The following is a 17342-nucleotide window of genomic DNA, read 5'->3' as shown; positions in this document are numbered from 1 at the left end:
TAGGGAATAATGAAGAAAAAAGCATTAGTATTAACAGGCGGAGGAGATTGCCCAGGATTAAATGCAGTTATAAGAGGAATCGTAAAACGCGCTGCCCAAACTGAAGATTGGGAAGTGGTTGGTAGTATACAATCGTTTGATGGTGTTTTGCGCGAACCTACAGAATTAATTGAGTTAACTGAGAAAAGAGTTTCTGGCATTCACTATCAAGGAGGTACCATCTTAGGAACTACAACAAAAGGTGGACCACTTGCTTGGCCCGTTAAAGAAAATGATGGAACATGGTCATTTATAGACCGTTCAGACGAAATGATTCGTAAATTAAAATACCTAGGGATTAATGCTGTTATTAGTATTGGTGGCGATGGTTCTCAACGTATTTCTCAAGTTCTTTTTGAAAAAGGCCTCAATATTATAGGCGTACCTAAAACAATTGATAACGATTTATCGGCAACCGATTATACTTTTGGATATCAAACAGCTGTACAAATTGCTACTGAAGCAGTAGACAGATTAGTAACTACCGCCGCATCACATAACCGTGTAATTATACTTGAGGTTATGGGTAGAGATGCAGGTTGGATTGCTTTAAGTTCGGCTATTGCAGGTGGGGCAGAAATCTGTTTGATTCCTGAAATACCGTATGATGTAAATAACGTTCTTAAAGTTATCAATAAACGTTTCCAAAATGGAAAAGGGCATGTTATTATTGTTATTGCGGAAGGTGCTAAACCTAAAAATGGAGATATTTTATCTCAACAAAGTGATGAAGTTGGTAATGCAAATTTAAAATTAGGAGGTGTAGCTAATAAATTATTGAAAGATTTAAAAGCGGCTGGCTGTGATGCTGATATGAGAGAAACTGTACTTGGTCATTTGCAACGAGGTGGTGTACCAATTGCATTCGATCGTATTTTAGCAACTCAATTTGGTGTTAAAGCAATGGAATTAGCTTTAGAAGGAAACTACGGTAAAATGGTTGCATATCAACACCCTAGTATTGTAGCCGTTCCATTTTTAGAAGCAATAAGTAAGTATAATGTTGTAAAACAAAACTCTTCATTAGTAAAAACTGCACGAGGAATTGGAATGAGTTTTGGTGATCACTAATATTTTTATTTTTTTTATTTAAGCACTTCAAATTCAATTTATTTTAAAAATTGAAATAATATGAGGTGCTAAAATTAAAAAGACCTTTAGCACTTACATTATTTTCTCCTTCAAAAGCATTTGGAAAGTTTTGGATATAGCCTATCTCAAATTGAAAATTTTTAATTGAAACTTCTAATGGAATCAAAAGTTGGGTATTGACTAAATCAAATACTTCCTTTGGTTCATAAATAATTCTAGGCAAATCTCTTATTAGAACTATTCTCCATATATCTATAATCTGATTTGCTACAATAAAATTTAGCTGTGGTTTAAAACTTATAATTACACTTTTTGATTTTGCAATTTTTACTAGACCAAACGTAGAAGAAACAAATTGAAATGCTTTTTCATCTCCAAAAATATAAGAAGCTGTTACTTTAGTTCCAAAATCAGCGTTATTTGTTTTTACACCAAAACCAAAATCGAGCGTGTTACTATAAATTGCATCCTCTTTTTCGTTAAAAAAGAATTTTGAGTACCCAAATTGATAATTAAAATTTTTATGCTTACCAACACTTTTTCCAAATCCAATAAATCCAATGGTTACATCCCAATGAGGTTCAAATTCACCATAATAATTTCCTGCTAAACCAGTATAAAATCCACCGCTGGTTGCATACGTAATTTGTGGTGCTATATTGTATTGATCAACCCCAATATCTCTTCCAGAAAAATAAGTATTACTGTTATAATCAAGTGAAATATTTATGATTTTGAAAGATCCTAATTTCTCTAATTCATTTTCTAAAATTAAATTTTCAGCCAAAATAGCATCAACTATTTCATCCACTTTTTCATTTTCAGTTTCCTGAGAAAATCCATTAAAGAATATTAAAAAAAGAAATGAAAATGAAATATACTTTACCATATAAAATTAAAATATAAAAAAAGTAGCCGATTTACGACTACTTTGACATAACGAAAATAATAAATTGTTCTTAATTATTTCGTATTCGACGAAGTTTTCTTCTTTCTAAAATTAGTTCTCTCAGTTCTTTTCTATCTCTAATATTATTATCCATAAAAAACTCAGCTCTCAACCTCCTTCTTTGTTCATCGGTAATTGTAGCATTAAATAATTCTCTTCGAGTTCTAACTTCTTCCCTATTCATTTCCAAAACTCTTTTTTGATGAAGTGTTAAAGAAGCCATCAACAATTCTTGACGTTCATCTTTTGTTTTTGTTTGATCTTTTAGCAATTCTAATTGATCTTTAGTCAATGTTGTTTTAAAGGCTTCTCTATGTTTCATCAGCAGTTTTTTGTGCGCTTCCAACATTTCAAATTGTTTTGGCGTTAAGTTACTTACTGCATCATCAGATTGTGAATAAGCGGTAGTTCCAAACAAAAGAACACTGTAAACAAAAACAACTATTATTTTTAAAGATTTCATATTATTTTTTGTTTTATTCAATATTTCAAGATTTAGACTTTAATATATTGAAATAGTTTAATTTAAATTAGTAATCAATAAATCGTCTATTAGCTGATTATCTAAATAAACATCTAATTTTTTTCCTTCAACAAAAAGAGAGGTCAAAGTAACATCTTTTAACGTTGGAAATAAGAACAATGCATCTTCAATAATTAAACTTTCAACCACATAGTTACTAATTGATGCATCTACACTTTCATCGTCTTCAAGCAATAAAGATATTGTTTCCTCATCAGAAAAATTATCTTGTACTGAGTTAATAGCACTATCTACAGCAACTCTATTTGTGCTAAATGCAAAATCTGGGTTAAAATAATTAATAGATAAAAGTATTAATAAACTCGCAGCTACGGTGCTAACAACATATTTATACCTCGAAATTAATGAAATAATTTTTAATTCTTTCTTATTTGTTTTTTCTAAAATTTTAGAAGAAATATTTTTAAGATAGTCTTTAGGAACAGTATATCCAAGTTGTTCAAAGTGAACATCCTCTAAAATATTTTCATTTATTTTTTGTTGAAGCGTTACTCTAAAATTCTCAAAATAATCTTCAGGTATCGTAAACCCTAACTTTGATTGATGGTTATTTTGGGCGCTATGTTTTTTCTCTTTTTTCATTATGTTATATTAGACCGAAATTTTTAGAAATGGTTTAATTTGATACTAGAAATTCCTCCAATTTTTTTACTGCAATATGATAAGATGCCTTTAAGGCTCCTTCCGTTGTACCTAAAATATCAGAAATTTCTCTAAATTTTAATTCATCAAAATACTTCATTTTAAATATTATTCCCTGTTTTTCAGGTAATTTTTCAACAGCTTTATGCAATTTCAATTTTATTTCATCACCATCAAAATAAACATCTTCTATTAAATTATTAATCATTTTATTTGAAATTTCTTCTGAAGAAATTGATGCTTTTTTTTGTCGTTCACTCAACAAGTTCATAGACTCATTATATGCAATTCTATACATCCAAGTATGTAATTTACTCTCTTGATTAAATGAGTGAATGCTTTTATATATTTTTATAAATGTGTTTTGCAACACATCATCAGCATCTTCATGAACAAAAACCAATTTTCGAATATGCCAATACAACCGTTGCTGATAGGTGTTTAAAAGAAACTTAAACGCAAGATCTTTTTGTTTTTCATCTCTTAAAGCAATAATTAGTTCTGTCTCTGTGTACAAAATAGTTTGGGGATTATTATAATTGTCTGGTTTAGACTCTAAATTTAGTAAATAGTTTAATTCTTAAACACACTAAATCAAAAAACTCAGCCAAATGGCTGAGTTTTTAATTTACATTTTTAATGTGTAACCCGTCCTGGAGTATAAGGCGCTCCTGATTTTTTAAGTAATTCTTCTAAATTTTTCAAATCAACTTTATACAAAACATCTACCTTTTGCTGAATTATACTAAATTCTTCCTTTGCAATTTTATAGCTGTCCATATGTGTTTTTGTTGGCGAAGATGTTGAATATTTTTGCTCATATAAAACACTTCCAATCCTATTTGTTACACTTGGTTTCTGATCAATATCCAATTTATTTTTAACAGAATCTCCATATAACAACGTATTTACATCTTTGATATCAGCTTCCAATTTTAGAACTTTATTGTACAAATCAGCTAACGGCAACTCTGCAATTTTAATAGCTTCTTTAATATATTTAACTTTATTTCTCATTTCACTTATCATACTTTGTGAATTTTCAATTTCAGCATTTAAAGCGGCTACATCTCTTTGAAAAGTAACTTTTTTCGCTCTATCATCTGAAGGCATTACTGTATTATTTAAGCTTTTAACTTTAAATTCTACCGGTGCCACTAACTGTTTCATTAAACCGTCCTTGAATAAATCCAATTCAATAGTATAAACACCTGGAAGCACTAGAGACCCTTCCTTTTTACCTGCAAACGGATTGTAAAATGATGATTCTGAAAGATTTACAGGCGTTTGCTCTTCAAAACGTAAATTCCAATTAAAACGTTGTAATCCAAAAGTAGGCTTTTGAGTAATTTTTTTAACCACCATCCCCTTATCATTTTTAATTGTAAATACCAACAACGGTGCAATCTCATTTGTTTCTGCTTTTAGTTCACTATAACTTGGATATGGTGTGTCTTTATTTAGTTTGTTTAAGGCCTTATCTTTCTTCTTTCTAATTTCCTCAATAGATTCATATTTATCGTTGTAATAAAAAGTAATAAGCGCTTCTGGACCTAAATTTGGAGCACTATAAAAATTATCTCCTTGAAAAGACTTACCAGGTAAACCAAGTGGTACACTTTTTTCCCACATTAACACATCACGAATAGGGTAAATTTCTGCTTTTTTCGAAGGAATTTTATTTTCAATAGTTCGTAATGAAGAATAATCATCAAGCACAAAAAATCCTCTACCAAAAGTTCCAATAACTAAATCGTTTTCTCGTTCTTGTATTGCCATATCGCGTACCAAAATTGTAGGTAATCCACTTGCTAATTTTTTCCAATTTTTACCCCCATTTGGCGAAAAGAAAGCACTAAATTCTGTACCGCAGAAAATTAAATTTTTATCTATATGATCTTCTTCAATAGTATAAATACTCCCTCTTTCTGGTAAATTATTACTTATGCTAAACCACGTTTTTCCTTTATCAACAGATTTAAAAATATAGGGTTTAAAATCTCCATATTTATGATGATTGAATGCAACATAAATTACATTTACATCGTGTTTTGATAAGTACACACTGTTAACATAGGATTGTTGAGGAGCTCCAATAATATTGTCAATTTTTCTCCATGAAGTACCGCTATTTTCAGTAATATGAATTAATCCATCATCGGTACCAACAGCAATTAAATTTTCATCAATTTTTGATTCAGACAAAGCTACAATAGCCCCGTAAGGGGATGTAGATTCATTTTTCATAACAGCATCTATCCCTAATACTCTATCAAAAACTTTTAAGGTATTTCTATCTATTTGCCTGCTTAAATCTTCACTTATTACTTCCCAGCTATTTCCATAATCATTTGATCTAAACAATTTATTAGCAGCAAAATACAATCGTCCCGATGCGTGATTACTTACCGCCAAAGGGGCATCCCAATTCCATCTATATGCATTTTCATCTTTTCTTTCTTTTGGCTGTATTCCAACTTCTTCTCCACTTAATTTATCGTAACGCACTAAAACTCCATACTGCGATTGTGCATATACAATATTCGAATTTTTTGGATCTACTTGCGATTCAAATCCATCACCTCCATGTGTAATAATCCAATCTTGATTTGTAATTCCATGGTCTGTTATTACTCTAGAAGGCCCTCCTAAACTAAAATTATCCTGAGTTCCTCCATAAATGTTATAAAATGGCAATGCATTATCTACGGCGACTTTATAAAATTGGGTTACAGGTAAATTTTCTTTAAAATCCCATGTTTTTGCTGCATCAAAAGTTTCATAAATTCCACCATCACTACCAACTAGCCAATGTTTATTATTTTTCGGATTAATCCACATAGAATGATTATCAACATGCTTAAAATCTTCTCCAACCAATTGAAAAGTTTTTCCTCCATCTTTACTAACAGACATCCAAGTATCCATAGAATAAACTGTATTTTCATCTATTGGATCACTAATTATTTCTTGATAATAATTTCCACTCGTTGTATGAGGCCCTCTTTTTTCCCAACTTGCACCTCTATTTATAGATCTATAAAAGCCTCCTTTACCTTCTGCAGATTCAACTATAGCATAAATTATTTCTGAATTTGCGGGAGACATAGAAAGACCTATTCTTCCTAATTCAGTTGACGGTAATCCTTTATTTATTTTATTCCAAGTTGTTCCACCATCAACGCTTTTATACATGCTAGACCCTGGACCTCCACCAACATAAGTATATACATGCCTTCTTCTTTGCAAGGCTGAAGCATATAATACTTCAGGATTTTTAAAATCCATAATTACATCATTTACACCTGTATGTTCATCAATAGTTAAAACAGCTTGCCAGTTTTTTCCACCATCAATAGTTTTATACAACCCTCTTTCGCCTCCTTTACTCCAGAGTGGTCCTAAAGAAGCTACATATACAATATCTGAATTTGTAGGATGAACAATAATTTTTCCAATATGTTCACTGGTTTTCAATCCCATATTTGTCCAACTTTTTCCAGCATCATCAGATTTATATACTCCATCACCATAATTTACCGAACGTTGATTATTATTCTCACCAGATCCAACCCAAATAACGTTAGGATTGTTTGGGTCTATAGTAACGCAACCAATAGAATAAGAACCTTGGCTATCGAAAATTGGCTCGTATGAAACCCCTGCATTTACAGTTTTCCATACTCCTCCTGCAGATGTTGCAACATAATATTCAAAAGCATTTGTTTCATTTACTGCAATGTCTGAAATTCGACCAGAGGTAAGTGCTGGTCCAATATTTCTCCACGCTAAACCATCCAGACTAATACTATCCAATGGTTGTTTTTCTGTCTTTTTATTTTTTTGTGATTGTACCGTTTGAAAAGAAGTAAAAATCAAAAAAAGAAAAAAATATATTTGTTTATTAGACATTATGAAAAATTTAAAGTTAAAGGTTAAATTTAGATAAATTAATTTTTATACAGTGTTATTATTATCACATGAATTGATAGCTTTTATGCATAAAAAAACCCGATTATTACACCGGGTTTTAATAATTACTCTTTTATAAACTCTTCAAAAGTTTTAATTTTTAAAGAAGTTAGTTTACTTTTTTTCTTGAGAACTTCAAAATCCGATTTAGCTTTTTCGAATCGTTCTACAATAATATCCAAACTTTCTAATTCAGAATTAGATGGTTTATCATAACTGTTTGATAATTTACTAAATAAATCAGTCATTTTTTCCCTTAATTGTGGTTCTGCAGAACCCACATAGTTATCTCCAGTAGTTATCACTAAAGTTTCTTTTAATGAATTTAATGATGCTAAAAGTTTTTTGTTAGCCACTGGAACATTTAAAATAATTTCATCCAATTCATATACTAAATAAGCCAACTCCTGAGTCATATCATACATTTTCATTATAGTAGTATATTTAAACTTACGTTCTTCATCATTTAATTTTGAACTTTTATCGTAAACCAATTCAAATTGATGCTCAAAAGTATCTTTCCCTTTTGTAATTATTGCTTTATACGAACCCGCTGGTACTCTAGGCGATGTAAAACCACCAAAACTAAACGTTTTCCCTTTTGCAACTTTTGGCTGTTTAATACTGTAATTCCAGTTAACAATATTAATTCCTTTTGCTTTTCCTGGGCTAATTTCTGAAATTAAATTACCTGCCATATCCTTAATTTCTAAGGTCATTTTTCCAAAAGTATGACGCTTTGGTAATAAATATTTTAATTGAAATGCTTTGGTAGGATTTTGACCAACAAATTGAGTTTCTGTTCCAAATGAACCCGCAAACTCATTTTGATCTACCATAACTGTTGGCTTGGATGCGAAGAAATGCAAGGCTTTTTCCATGGTGGCAGAGGTAACATCTCTTAAAGGTGATATATCATCAATTATTATAATACCACGACCGTGAGTTGCCAAAACTAAATCATTGGTTTGTTCCTGTATTTCAATAAAATGAACTGCCACAGACGGCATGTTATTTGTGAATTTACTCCATTGTTTACCACCGTCAATAGTTACATATAAACCAAATTCAGTACCTAAAAATAATAAATCAGGATTTACAAAATCTTCCTGAATATTTCTTACAAAACCAACAACATCTGTGCTAATAATATTCTTCCAAGTTTTTCCAAAATCAGTGGTTTTATATGTGTAAGGCTTCATATCGCCTGTTGTATGACCTTCAAAAACAGCATATGCAGTTCCTTTATGATGAACACTTGCATCAATATGGTACACCCAAGTATTTTTTGGTAATCCTGCAATGTTAAGAGAAGTATTTACCCAAGTTTTACCTCCATTCTGAGTTACTTGCACATTTCCGTCATCGGTTCCAACCCAAATAATATTTTGGTCTAGAGTCGACTCTGCAATTGTAAAAATAGTCGTATGATTTTCGGCACCTGAATTATCTGCTGATAAACCTCCTGAACCTTCTTGTTGTTGTTTTGATTTATCGTTAGTGGTTAAATCTGGCGAAATTATTTGCCAAGTATTTCCCATGTCTTCTGATTTATGCAAAAACTGACTTCCCATATAAAACCTGTCTGGTTGATGTTTACTAATAGCCATTGGGGCATTCCAATTAAAACGTAATTTTGGATATCCCTTTTGTGGCAAAGGCTGAATAGTTTTAATTAGCTTATTATCAACATCATATCTCCATACATTTTCAGCACCTTGCATTTCAGAATAAATAATATTTTTAGTCGGGTGTTTAAGTACTCTAAAACCATCACCACCTCCAATTGGATTCCAATCTCTTGCTTCAATGCCTCCAGCTGAAGATGAAGGTCCATACCACGAACCATTATCTTGCAGTCCACCATATACATTATAAGGTGTTGCATTATCCACACTTACATGATAAAATTGGGATAAAGGTAAATTTTCTACAATTTCCATAGTTGTTCCCTGATTCCAAGAGCGATAAACACCTCCATCAGTACCAACATACATTCTGTCTGAATCTTTTATATCAAAAATAATGTCATGGATGTCACTATGCATATTTCCTAAATTTTTAAAAGTTTTACCACCATCTTTAGAAATTGAACCAGAAAGACCTCCCTTAACAACTATATCAGGATTTTTTGGATCCACTACAATTTTAGAAAAATAAAATGGTCTAACAGTAATGCCAAAATCGTTGTTCAATTGGTTCCAGCTCTTTCCTGCATCATCACTTCTATACAACCCTTTTTTAACATCGCTTTCAGCTTCAATTACAGTATAAAGAATATTTGGATTTGAGGGAGCGACTGCAATTGCCAATCTACCTAATTTTCCTTCAGGAAAACCAGTATGAATTTTATTCCATGTTTTACCTGCGTCTGTAGATTTATATAGCGCACTGTTTAAACCTCCAGAGTCAAAAGACCAACCAGTTCGTCTAAATTCCCACATAGATGCGTAAAGTATTGACGGATTAGTAGGATCCATTGTAAAATCTGCACAACCAGTTTTTGGATTTACATATAAAATTTTATTCCAAGTGGTTCCTCCATCAGTTGTTTTATAAACCCCTCTTTCTTCGCTATCAGACCATAAAGCACCCAAAACGGCTACATAAATTTCATTTGAATTTTTAGGATTTACTATAATGTTAGAAATGCGTTCCGATTTTTCAAAACCTATTTTAGTCCAGTTCGCACCTCCATCAACAGATTTGTACATTCCATCTCCCACAGAAACACTGTTACGAGTCCACGTTTCACCGGTGCCAACATAAATTACATTATCTGGATTTGTTGGATCAACAGTAACTGCTCCAATAGATTGGCAATAATCGTCAAAAATGGGATTAAATGTAGTTCCAGCATCGTTTGATTTCCATACACCACCACCAGCAGTACCTGCATAAATTATGCGTGGATTGGTTGGGTGAACTTCCATATCATTAATTCTTCCGCTCATTAAAGCTGGTCCAATATGACGAGCTCTTAAGTCGCCAAAAATCTCACCAGCAGCAATTCCTTTCTCTTCTTGTCCTTTACTTTCAAAAGTAAAAAGTACCAAAAGACAAGGTATTAAAATCAATAATTTTTTCATAAGTTTGGATTTAGATAAATAAAAAATCCCCAATTATCATTTGAGGATTTTTATTAATTTATATTTTAGTTTCCACTTGGAGTTGCTGGTGTTTCTTCTGGAAATAGAAAAGCTTTTTCATCAACCTTTGGATTTAGTTCTATTTTTTTAATAGAAATTGCTTGACCTGCTTGCCCTTTTAACCCCTGAGACATAGAAAATGGAAAAAACAATCCTTCAATTTCTTGATAATCACTCATTTTAATTTCACTCATTTGCCCTTTCATTGGTCCTGATTTTATTTCGTTATGAACAGCTATAGGTACAAAATTCTCCTTGTCAAAATAATAAAATGTAATATTATCTTCTAACTTACCATCAACCGTTAATGGTTTTTTTACCAATTTTATTTTAAATGTGTCTGCACCATCAATAGTTTCAGAACCCATTAATTCAACTGTGTAACCACTGGTTTTATAATTTAAAAATGGGTCAGGAAAATCATTGATTGCTAATTTTGCATTATCTGTATTTTCTTTATCACTTTTTTCAGCTTTTTGAGTCATAAAATTATGGCTCCACAATGTCTCTCCATCAAAAACACCTTGCTTTATTTCTTTTCCTTGAAAATTTATAACTGTCATTTGCTTACCGCCCTTTAACTGAGTAATTTCTATAGGAATAATCATTCCTTGGTTAACTTCGGCATACATTTTAACACCCGTTAATTTTTTCCAATTATCAACACCTCCTGTATTTTCGAAATAACTAGCAACTACTTCTTCTGCTGTTTGAGCATTCATTTGAAAAGTAATTCCTAGAAACAAAGCAATTACTAAAAAATTTAATTTTTTCATGATTTTTATTTATTTGTTAATTTTTATTTGACAATATATGACGCACAATTTACAAATTTGTTACCAACAATGATCTTTTTTTAATTTTGTTGGATAACTATTGATGTTAAATTTCAGTTAATTTAAATGAAATGCTTTCACCAGCACCTTTTTGAGCAAGTATACAAATAGACCTTTCAGACAATTGTAATACTCGAGGATACCCCCCAGTAGTTTGTGCATCTTTCATTAAAACAATTAAATTTCCAGACGGAATTAATTGAATTGTTCCAGGTAAAACTGGATTTGTAATGATGCTTTTTGAATGAGGTAAAACTGCTTCATTGAAATAATAACCCATTCTGCTATTTTTTACAGAAATAGTATAAAATGCCTTAATTATTTTATTCATTTCCGACGAAGAAAATAAATTAAAATCGGGTCCTTTATAAACTTCAAGTATAGATGTTTCAAAAAATAATTTCTTAAAAACTATTTGACTATTTACTAGATGATTATTATTTTCGATTTTGAATTCATCAAAAGGGATTATTGATCCTTTTTTACAATTAATTTCTGGGGTAATTTCTTGAAATAAAGACCTGCTATTTAAAATTTTAATTGATTTAAATCCATTTTTTACAGCCAAATACGTACGAACTCCTACTATTGAAACACCAAATGATAAAATATCTCCTTTTGCAACTGTATAAACTTTGTTTAAACGTATCAAATCAGCGTTTAAATAAATGAGAGAAGTTGCTCCAGTTATAGCAATAATGGAGGAATGAAGAAATTCAATTTTAGGCCCTATTAAAGTAATTTCTAAAACGGCATCATCTAAATGGTTATTCAATAAAGAATTTGCTAAAGATGCTGAAATAGAATCCATTACCCCACCATTTGGTACTCCATAATTTCGAAAACCAAATCTTCCTGTATCTTGAATGGTTGTAAATAAACCTGACTGTAAAACTTTAATCATAGCCGCTATTCTATTTGCAAAAATGTAAAAATATCAATTGGATCGTGAATCATTTTAAAATACTCTTTTTTAGAAATTTGGTAAAATTGCAGCGTATCATTTGGCATAATTTCAATTGGAGGATTCTGGAATGCGTTAAACAACTGAATTGGTGTTTTTCCAATAACATGCCATCCTCCGGGAGAATTTTGTGGATAAATTCCTGTTTGATTACCCGCAATGGCAACACTTCCTTTATCTACATTGTTACGTGGAGTATCTCTACGTGGAATTATTAAATTCTGATTTAGTTCGCCTAAATATAAGAAACCGGGTAAAAAACCAATTCCATAAACCGTATATTTTTGATTGATATGAAACTCAATAATTTGTTTAATTTCAAGCTGTTTAAACGTTGAAATATAAGATAAATCTATGCCAAATTCTAGATCATAACAAACTGGAATATTCCAATTATTTCTTTTGATTACATCAAATTTCATTTTGGAGTATAACTCTTGCAATTCTGACTTTAAAGTGTTAAAATTAATTATTTTTTTATTATATATAATTAATAATGAACAATATACAAAATTTATATCAACAATTTGTTCAGTCTTGTTTTTTCGTATAATTATCGAAAAATTAGAAATATCTTCCAAAATTTCTTTTGAAATTAAACTAGGCCACTCTATTAAAACAGCAGATGGTGAATATTGTTTTATGTGTATTTTATAGTTTCCCATTATATTATTCAAACTTCAAATTTGCATGCAAATATTTAACTATTTCAATAGCATTTGGGGTATCTGAATGGACACAAAAAGTGGTTGCCTTTATTGGAATAATATCGCCTGTTATTGATTTTACTTTTTGTTCAAAATAAATTTTTTTAACCTGATTTAGAATTTCTTCTAAATTGGTTAGTACCGCATTCGGTTTGTTTCTTGAAACCAATGATAAATCTGAATTATAACTTCGATCAGCGAAAGCTTCATAAATAATTGCAAAATTATTTTTTATTGCTATTTTTTCAATTTCAGAATTAAAAGGAACAATAAGTTTTACGAAATTTTTATAAGGCAATACCGCATTTAAAAATTGATGCGCTAATGCTGCGTCCTTAAAAATGTCGTTATATAATGCCCCATGAGGTTTTATGTGATAAAGGGTTCTTCCAAGTTTATTTATTATTTCTTGTAAACTATTCACCTGATTTTGAATGATATTTTTAAAATCTTGTTCATTCATTATTATTGATTTTCGCCCAAAATTTCCTTTGTCGGGATATGATGGATGTGCACCAATATGTACATTGTTTTGCATTGCCAACTTCACAACTTTTTCCATAGTTACAACATCTCCAGCGTGTCCACCACAAGCAATATTACACGATTGAATAAAAGGCATTAATTCAGGTTCGTTATCAAACCCTTCACCTAAATCGCAATTGATATCAATTTTTTGCCTTACCACAGTTCAAACACTTTTAAAATACTTTTTAATCCAAGCAAAAAAGTTATCGCAATTATAGCAATGGCTATACTATTTTGAAGTAAACTATTTTTATAAATCCCTAAAATACCTGATTTATTAACAATCCATACTAAAAAAATTGCAACTATTGGCAACAAAATACCATTTGCAACTTGTGCAAATTTTATAATTTTAATTGGATTTAATTGAATTGATGAAAACAAAACACCTATTAAAAGTATCGAAATCCAAACTATTCTAAATTTAGACCCTTTTAAATTTGAATCCCAACCAAAACAACTTTGAGCAACATAAGATGCAGCCAAAGGTGCTGTTATTGCAGAAGTTACTCCAGCTGCAAATAAACCAATTCCTAAAAAGTAAGTTGCAAAATCGCCGTATAATGGTTCCAACCCTTTTGCAAGATCTAGTATACTCTGAATTGAATTTCCTTTAATAGCAGTTGCAGCAATTACAATTGCCATAGAGACTATTCCGCCCAATATAATTGAAATGAATGTGTCAATTTTAGCATATTTTAAATCAGACGGTTTTTTCCATTTTTCCTTAACCAAAGCAGCGTGTAAAAAAAGATTATATGGAACAACAGTTGTACCTATTAATCCAACAATTGTTAATAAACTGTTTTCTGGAAATTGAGGAATAAACATTCCTTTTAAAACCAATTCCAGTGATGGTTTAGTCATAATTGCAGTAATTATAAACGAAAAACTCATAATTATAACCAACGCAACTAAGCTTCGTTCAAGAAATTTATAATTCCCAATGTACAAAACTAAAAATGCAAAAAATCCAATAATAAATGGAATATACTTAAAGGGTAAACCTGAAACTAAACCAGAAACTCCCAATGAAGCCCCACTAATATTTCCAGCTTCATAAGCTGCATTGCCAATAACGATGGCTCCTAAAATTAAAATAACAGCTACCTGTTTTAGAAAAGGCGATTTTATTTCATCTTTAATTAAAATAGCCAGTCCTTTTTGTGTTACTATTCCAACTCTTGCAGCCATTTCTTGTAAAACAACAGTTGCAACTATTGATAGTGTTAATGCCCACAGCAATGTAAATCCAAAATTAGCACCAGCCAAACTGCAAATTGTCACTGTCCCAGGCCCTATAAATGCAGCAGCAACCAACGCTCCTGGTCCAATATTATTGAAAAATGTTTTCATAAATTTAAAGATTCATTTTTAGATAAAAATAAATAAATAATACCTGAAATGAACTCCTATATTTTTTTTATTTTGATGACACAATTAATTTTGTTAATTTGGATTATTTTATAAATTCTCTTTTAACAATTAAATCTTAATTATTATGACAAAATCAACAAAAAAACCAACTACCGTATTTTGGATTATTAGTATTACCGCTTTGGTATGGAATTTAATGGGCGTTTCAGCATATATTATGCAAGCCTATATGACAAATGACCAACTTGCTTTATTACCAGAAGGCGAACAAAATTATTATAATAACATACCCGCTTGGGTTATGGCCTCTTTTGCAATTGCTGTGTTTGCAGGGGCTTTTGGCTCAATTGGTCTATTGGTTCGTAAAAAATTAGCAACATTGCTATTTGCAATTTCCCTAATTGCCGTATTAGCACAATTTACTTATAATGTATTTATTCAAAAATTTATGGAAGTTGGAAATGAAAGAATGATAATGCCCGTAATGATAATTTTAATTGCAGTTTTTTTAGTTTATTTTTCTAAAAAATCTGAAGAAAAAGGAATGATTTCATAAAATCATTTTAAAAGAGTTATAATTACCTGTTCTTTTTTCATTTTGAAGGAAAACAATTAGAATTTAAAACTAATTCCATTTTAAAGTTGCTTTTCCTTCAAAATGATATTTTTTTAAATCTATTAAATAAATACCAACCACTTTAAGAAAATTGAGATGAATAAACTTCTTGTAATCGGCATGATTTGGCCAGAACCCAATACTACTGCTGCCGGAACTAGAATGCTTCAATTATTAAAATTATTTTTATCTAACAACTACGAAATAATATTTGCATCAACGTCAACAAAAGGTAAAAATTCATTTCCTCTGGAATCATTAGGCATTATTACAATAAACATAAAATTAAATGATGCTAGTTTTAATGATTTTATTAAAAAACTAGAACCAAAAATTGTCCTTTTTGATAGATATATTGCTGAAGAACAATTTGGATGGAGAGTTATTGAAAATTGTCCTAATACCTTTAGAATATTAGATACCGAAGATTTACATTTTTTGCGAAAGGCTATAGAAACGGCCGTTAAAAAAAATGAAAAAGTTAATTTATCCGTTATTGGAAATTCAATTGCTTTGCGAGAATTAGCGAGTATTTATCGTTGCGACCTAACACTTATTATTTCAAAAGTTGAATTTAAAATACTTCATAAACATTTTGATATAAAAGAATCACAACTGTTATACCTACCTTTTTTAATTCACCCCATTTCGTTAGATAACATCAAATTGTATCCTTCTTTTTTCGAACGTGCTAATTTTATGAGTATCGGTAATTTTAAACATGAACCAAATGCTGATGCGGTTTTACATTTAAAAAAAACCATTTGGCCTCTTATAAGAAATCAATTACCAAACGTAGAATTACATATTTATGGTGCATATTGCTCTCAGAAATTCACTCAACTTACTAATAAAAAGGATGGGTTTATTGTTAAAGGATTTGCTGAAAGTTCGTTAAAGGTGTTTGAAAACTCAAAAGTTTTATTAGCTCCATTGAGATTTGGTGCTGGCCTAAAGGGCAAACTTATAAATTCTATGGAATTTGGAACTCCAAATGTTACCACAAAAATTGGTTCAGAAGGGATGCACAAAAAATTACCTTGGAATGGTTTTATTAAAAATGATATTACTGAATTTGCCACTGCTGCAGTAGAATTATATTCTAACCAACAAATATGGGAAGAATCTCAAAAAAAAGGAATTGAAATTATCAATAAATGTTATTCTCAAATCGAATTTGAACAACAATTTATTTCAACAATTGCTAAAATATCTAACAATTTAATGAAGCATAGAACAAAAAATATTATTGGTGCCATTTTAAATCATCATACGTTACAAAGTACAAAGTATTTATCGAAATGGATTGAAGAAAAAAACAATTAACCCTTATTTATTTCTAGTAAGTGAATTATTTCCAAAGGGATTTTAGAGGGTTTCATAGTTACCCTATCTAACAAACACCAAATAGTTTTTGCTCTTGCAAGCAACTTTGAATCTTTTTTTATTTCTACAAACCGCTCAGATTTAACACCATATGTATTTCCAATCCAAGTTATTATCTCAATAGAATCTGAAAGAACGGCAGCTTGTAAATAGTCTATTTCATGTCTTAAAACAACCCACACATACTTCGAATTAATATCTGACGTACTCAACACAGCCCAATGCATTTCTGCAATGTCTTGAACCCAATGCAAATATTGCACATTATTCACGTGATCTAAAGCATCAATATGATCACCATTTACTTTTAAATTTATGGAATATTTGTTTTGCGACATTGTTAAGGAATTTAATTTTTACAGATCTTAAATATAAAAAGATTATAACTTGAGTCAAAAAATAATTAATAATGCGAATTAAGGGTTAAAAATCACAAGAAAAAAGCAAAAAATTTATGATAAAAAGCAATAAAATATTTGCATAAAAGCCTGATAATCAGTATATTTATAGTGAATTTCAAACATTATAAAAAACATGATTA

The 17342-nt window shown here is 30.4% G+C and carries 15 protein-coding genes; 3 read left to right on the top strand and 12 right to left on the bottom strand.

Annotation, left to right across the window (positions count from 1 at the left end):
* Positions 1 to 9 precede the first annotated feature (9 nt).
* Entirely contained in the window at positions 10 to 1110 is a 1101-nt protein-coding gene (locus tag Q8S45_RS08550; protein ID WP_305603705.1) for a 6-phosphofructokinase, read from the top strand.
* A 43-nt stretch (positions 1111 to 1153) separates the two neighbouring features.
* Here the strand turns inward: Q8S45_RS08550 and Q8S45_RS08545 are convergent, their stop codons facing one another.
* The 11 genes from Q8S45_RS08545 to Q8S45_RS08495 all read right to left on the bottom strand — a co-directional run bounded on the left by Q8S45_RS08545 (position 1154) and on the right by Q8S45_RS08495 (position 14778).
* Positions 1154 to 2020 (bottom strand): hypothetical protein, encoded by an 867-nt coding sequence (locus Q8S45_RS08545; protein WP_305603703.1) that lies wholly within the window; start codon positions 2018 to 2020, stop codon positions 1154 to 1156.
* A gap of 70 nt (positions 2021 to 2090) precedes the next feature.
* Positions 2091 to 2543, bottom strand: a complete 453-nt coding sequence (locus tag Q8S45_RS08540; RefSeq protein WP_305603700.1) for a hypothetical protein — start codon at positions 2541 to 2543, stop codon at positions 2091 to 2093.
* Positions 2544 to 2600: 57 nt separating this feature from the next.
* Entirely contained in the window at positions 2601 to 3206 is a 606-nt protein-coding gene (locus Q8S45_RS08535) for a hypothetical protein (RefSeq protein ID WP_305603697.1), read from the bottom strand.
* A 34-nt stretch (positions 3207 to 3240) separates the two neighbouring features.
* Entirely contained in the window at positions 3241 to 3783 is a 543-nt protein-coding gene (locus tag Q8S45_RS08530; protein WP_305603694.1) for an RNA polymerase sigma factor, read from the bottom strand.
* A gap of 119 nt (positions 3784 to 3902) precedes the next feature.
* Entirely contained in the window at positions 3903 to 7178 is a 3276-nt protein-coding gene (locus Q8S45_RS08525; protein WP_305603683.1) for a glycosyl hydrolase, read from the bottom strand.
* A 125-nt stretch (positions 7179 to 7303) separates the two neighbouring features.
* Positions 7304 to 10327 carry a hypothetical protein gene (locus Q8S45_RS08520; protein ID WP_305603680.1) on the bottom strand — a complete coding sequence of 1008 codons (3024 nt, stop codon included), beginning with the start codon at positions 10325 to 10327 and terminating at the stop codon, positions 7304 to 7306.
* A gap of 65 nt (positions 10328 to 10392) precedes the next feature.
* Positions 10393 to 11163 (bottom strand): outer membrane lipoprotein-sorting protein, encoded by a 771-nt coding sequence (locus Q8S45_RS08515; RefSeq protein WP_305603677.1) that lies wholly within the window; start codon positions 11161 to 11163, stop codon positions 10393 to 10395.
* A 106-nt stretch (positions 11164 to 11269) separates the two neighbouring features.
* Complete coding sequence (locus Q8S45_RS08510) at positions 11270 to 12127, bottom strand: biotin-dependent carboxyltransferase family protein (RefSeq protein ID WP_305603674.1); 858 nt, start codon at positions 12125 to 12127, stop codon at positions 11270 to 11272.
* A 5-nt stretch (positions 12128 to 12132) separates the two neighbouring features.
* Entirely contained in the window at positions 12133 to 12852 is a 720-nt protein-coding gene (gene pxpB / locus Q8S45_RS08505; RefSeq protein ID WP_305603672.1) for a 5-oxoprolinase subunit PxpB, read from the bottom strand.
* A gap of 4 nt (positions 12853 to 12856) precedes the next feature.
* Positions 12857 to 13582 (bottom strand): 5-oxoprolinase subunit PxpA, encoded by a 726-nt coding sequence (pxpA, locus tag Q8S45_RS08500; RefSeq protein ID WP_305603670.1) that lies wholly within the window; start codon positions 13580 to 13582, stop codon positions 12857 to 12859.
* Positions 13576 to 14778 carry an Nramp family divalent metal transporter gene (locus Q8S45_RS08495; protein WP_305603669.1) on the bottom strand — a complete coding sequence of 401 codons (1203 nt, stop codon included), beginning with the start codon at positions 14776 to 14778 and terminating at the stop codon, positions 13576 to 13578. Before Q8S45_RS08495 ends, pxpA begins: the two co-directional genes overlap by 7 nt.
* Before the next feature lie 145 nt (positions 14779 to 14923).
* Here Q8S45_RS08495 and Q8S45_RS08490 point away from each other — a divergent pair, with 145 nt between their 5' ends.
* Complete coding sequence (locus Q8S45_RS08490) at positions 14924 to 15355, top strand: hypothetical protein (RefSeq protein ID WP_305603665.1); 432 nt, start codon at positions 14924 to 14926, stop codon at positions 15353 to 15355.
* A 156-nt stretch (positions 15356 to 15511) separates the two neighbouring features.
* Positions 15512 to 16741: a glycosyltransferase family 4 protein gene (locus Q8S45_RS08485; RefSeq protein WP_305603663.1), complete on the top strand. Its 1230-nt coding sequence runs from the start codon at positions 15512 to 15514 to the stop codon at positions 16739 to 16741.
* On the opposite strand, the gene Q8S45_RS08480 is transcribed toward Q8S45_RS08485, so the two are convergent.
* Positions 16738 to 17139, bottom strand: a complete 402-nt coding sequence (locus Q8S45_RS08480; protein WP_305603660.1) for a thioesterase family protein — start codon at positions 17137 to 17139, stop codon at positions 16738 to 16740. The genes Q8S45_RS08485 and Q8S45_RS08480 overlap by 4 nt on opposite strands.
* Positions 17140 to 17342: the final 203 nt, after the last annotated feature.

This window comes from Lutibacter sp. (assembly GCF_030692605.1).
Taxonomy (GTDB): domain Bacteria; phylum Bacteroidota; class Bacteroidia; order Flavobacteriales; family Flavobacteriaceae; genus Lutibacter.
This window is presented reverse-complemented; position numbering and strand designations above follow the sequence as displayed.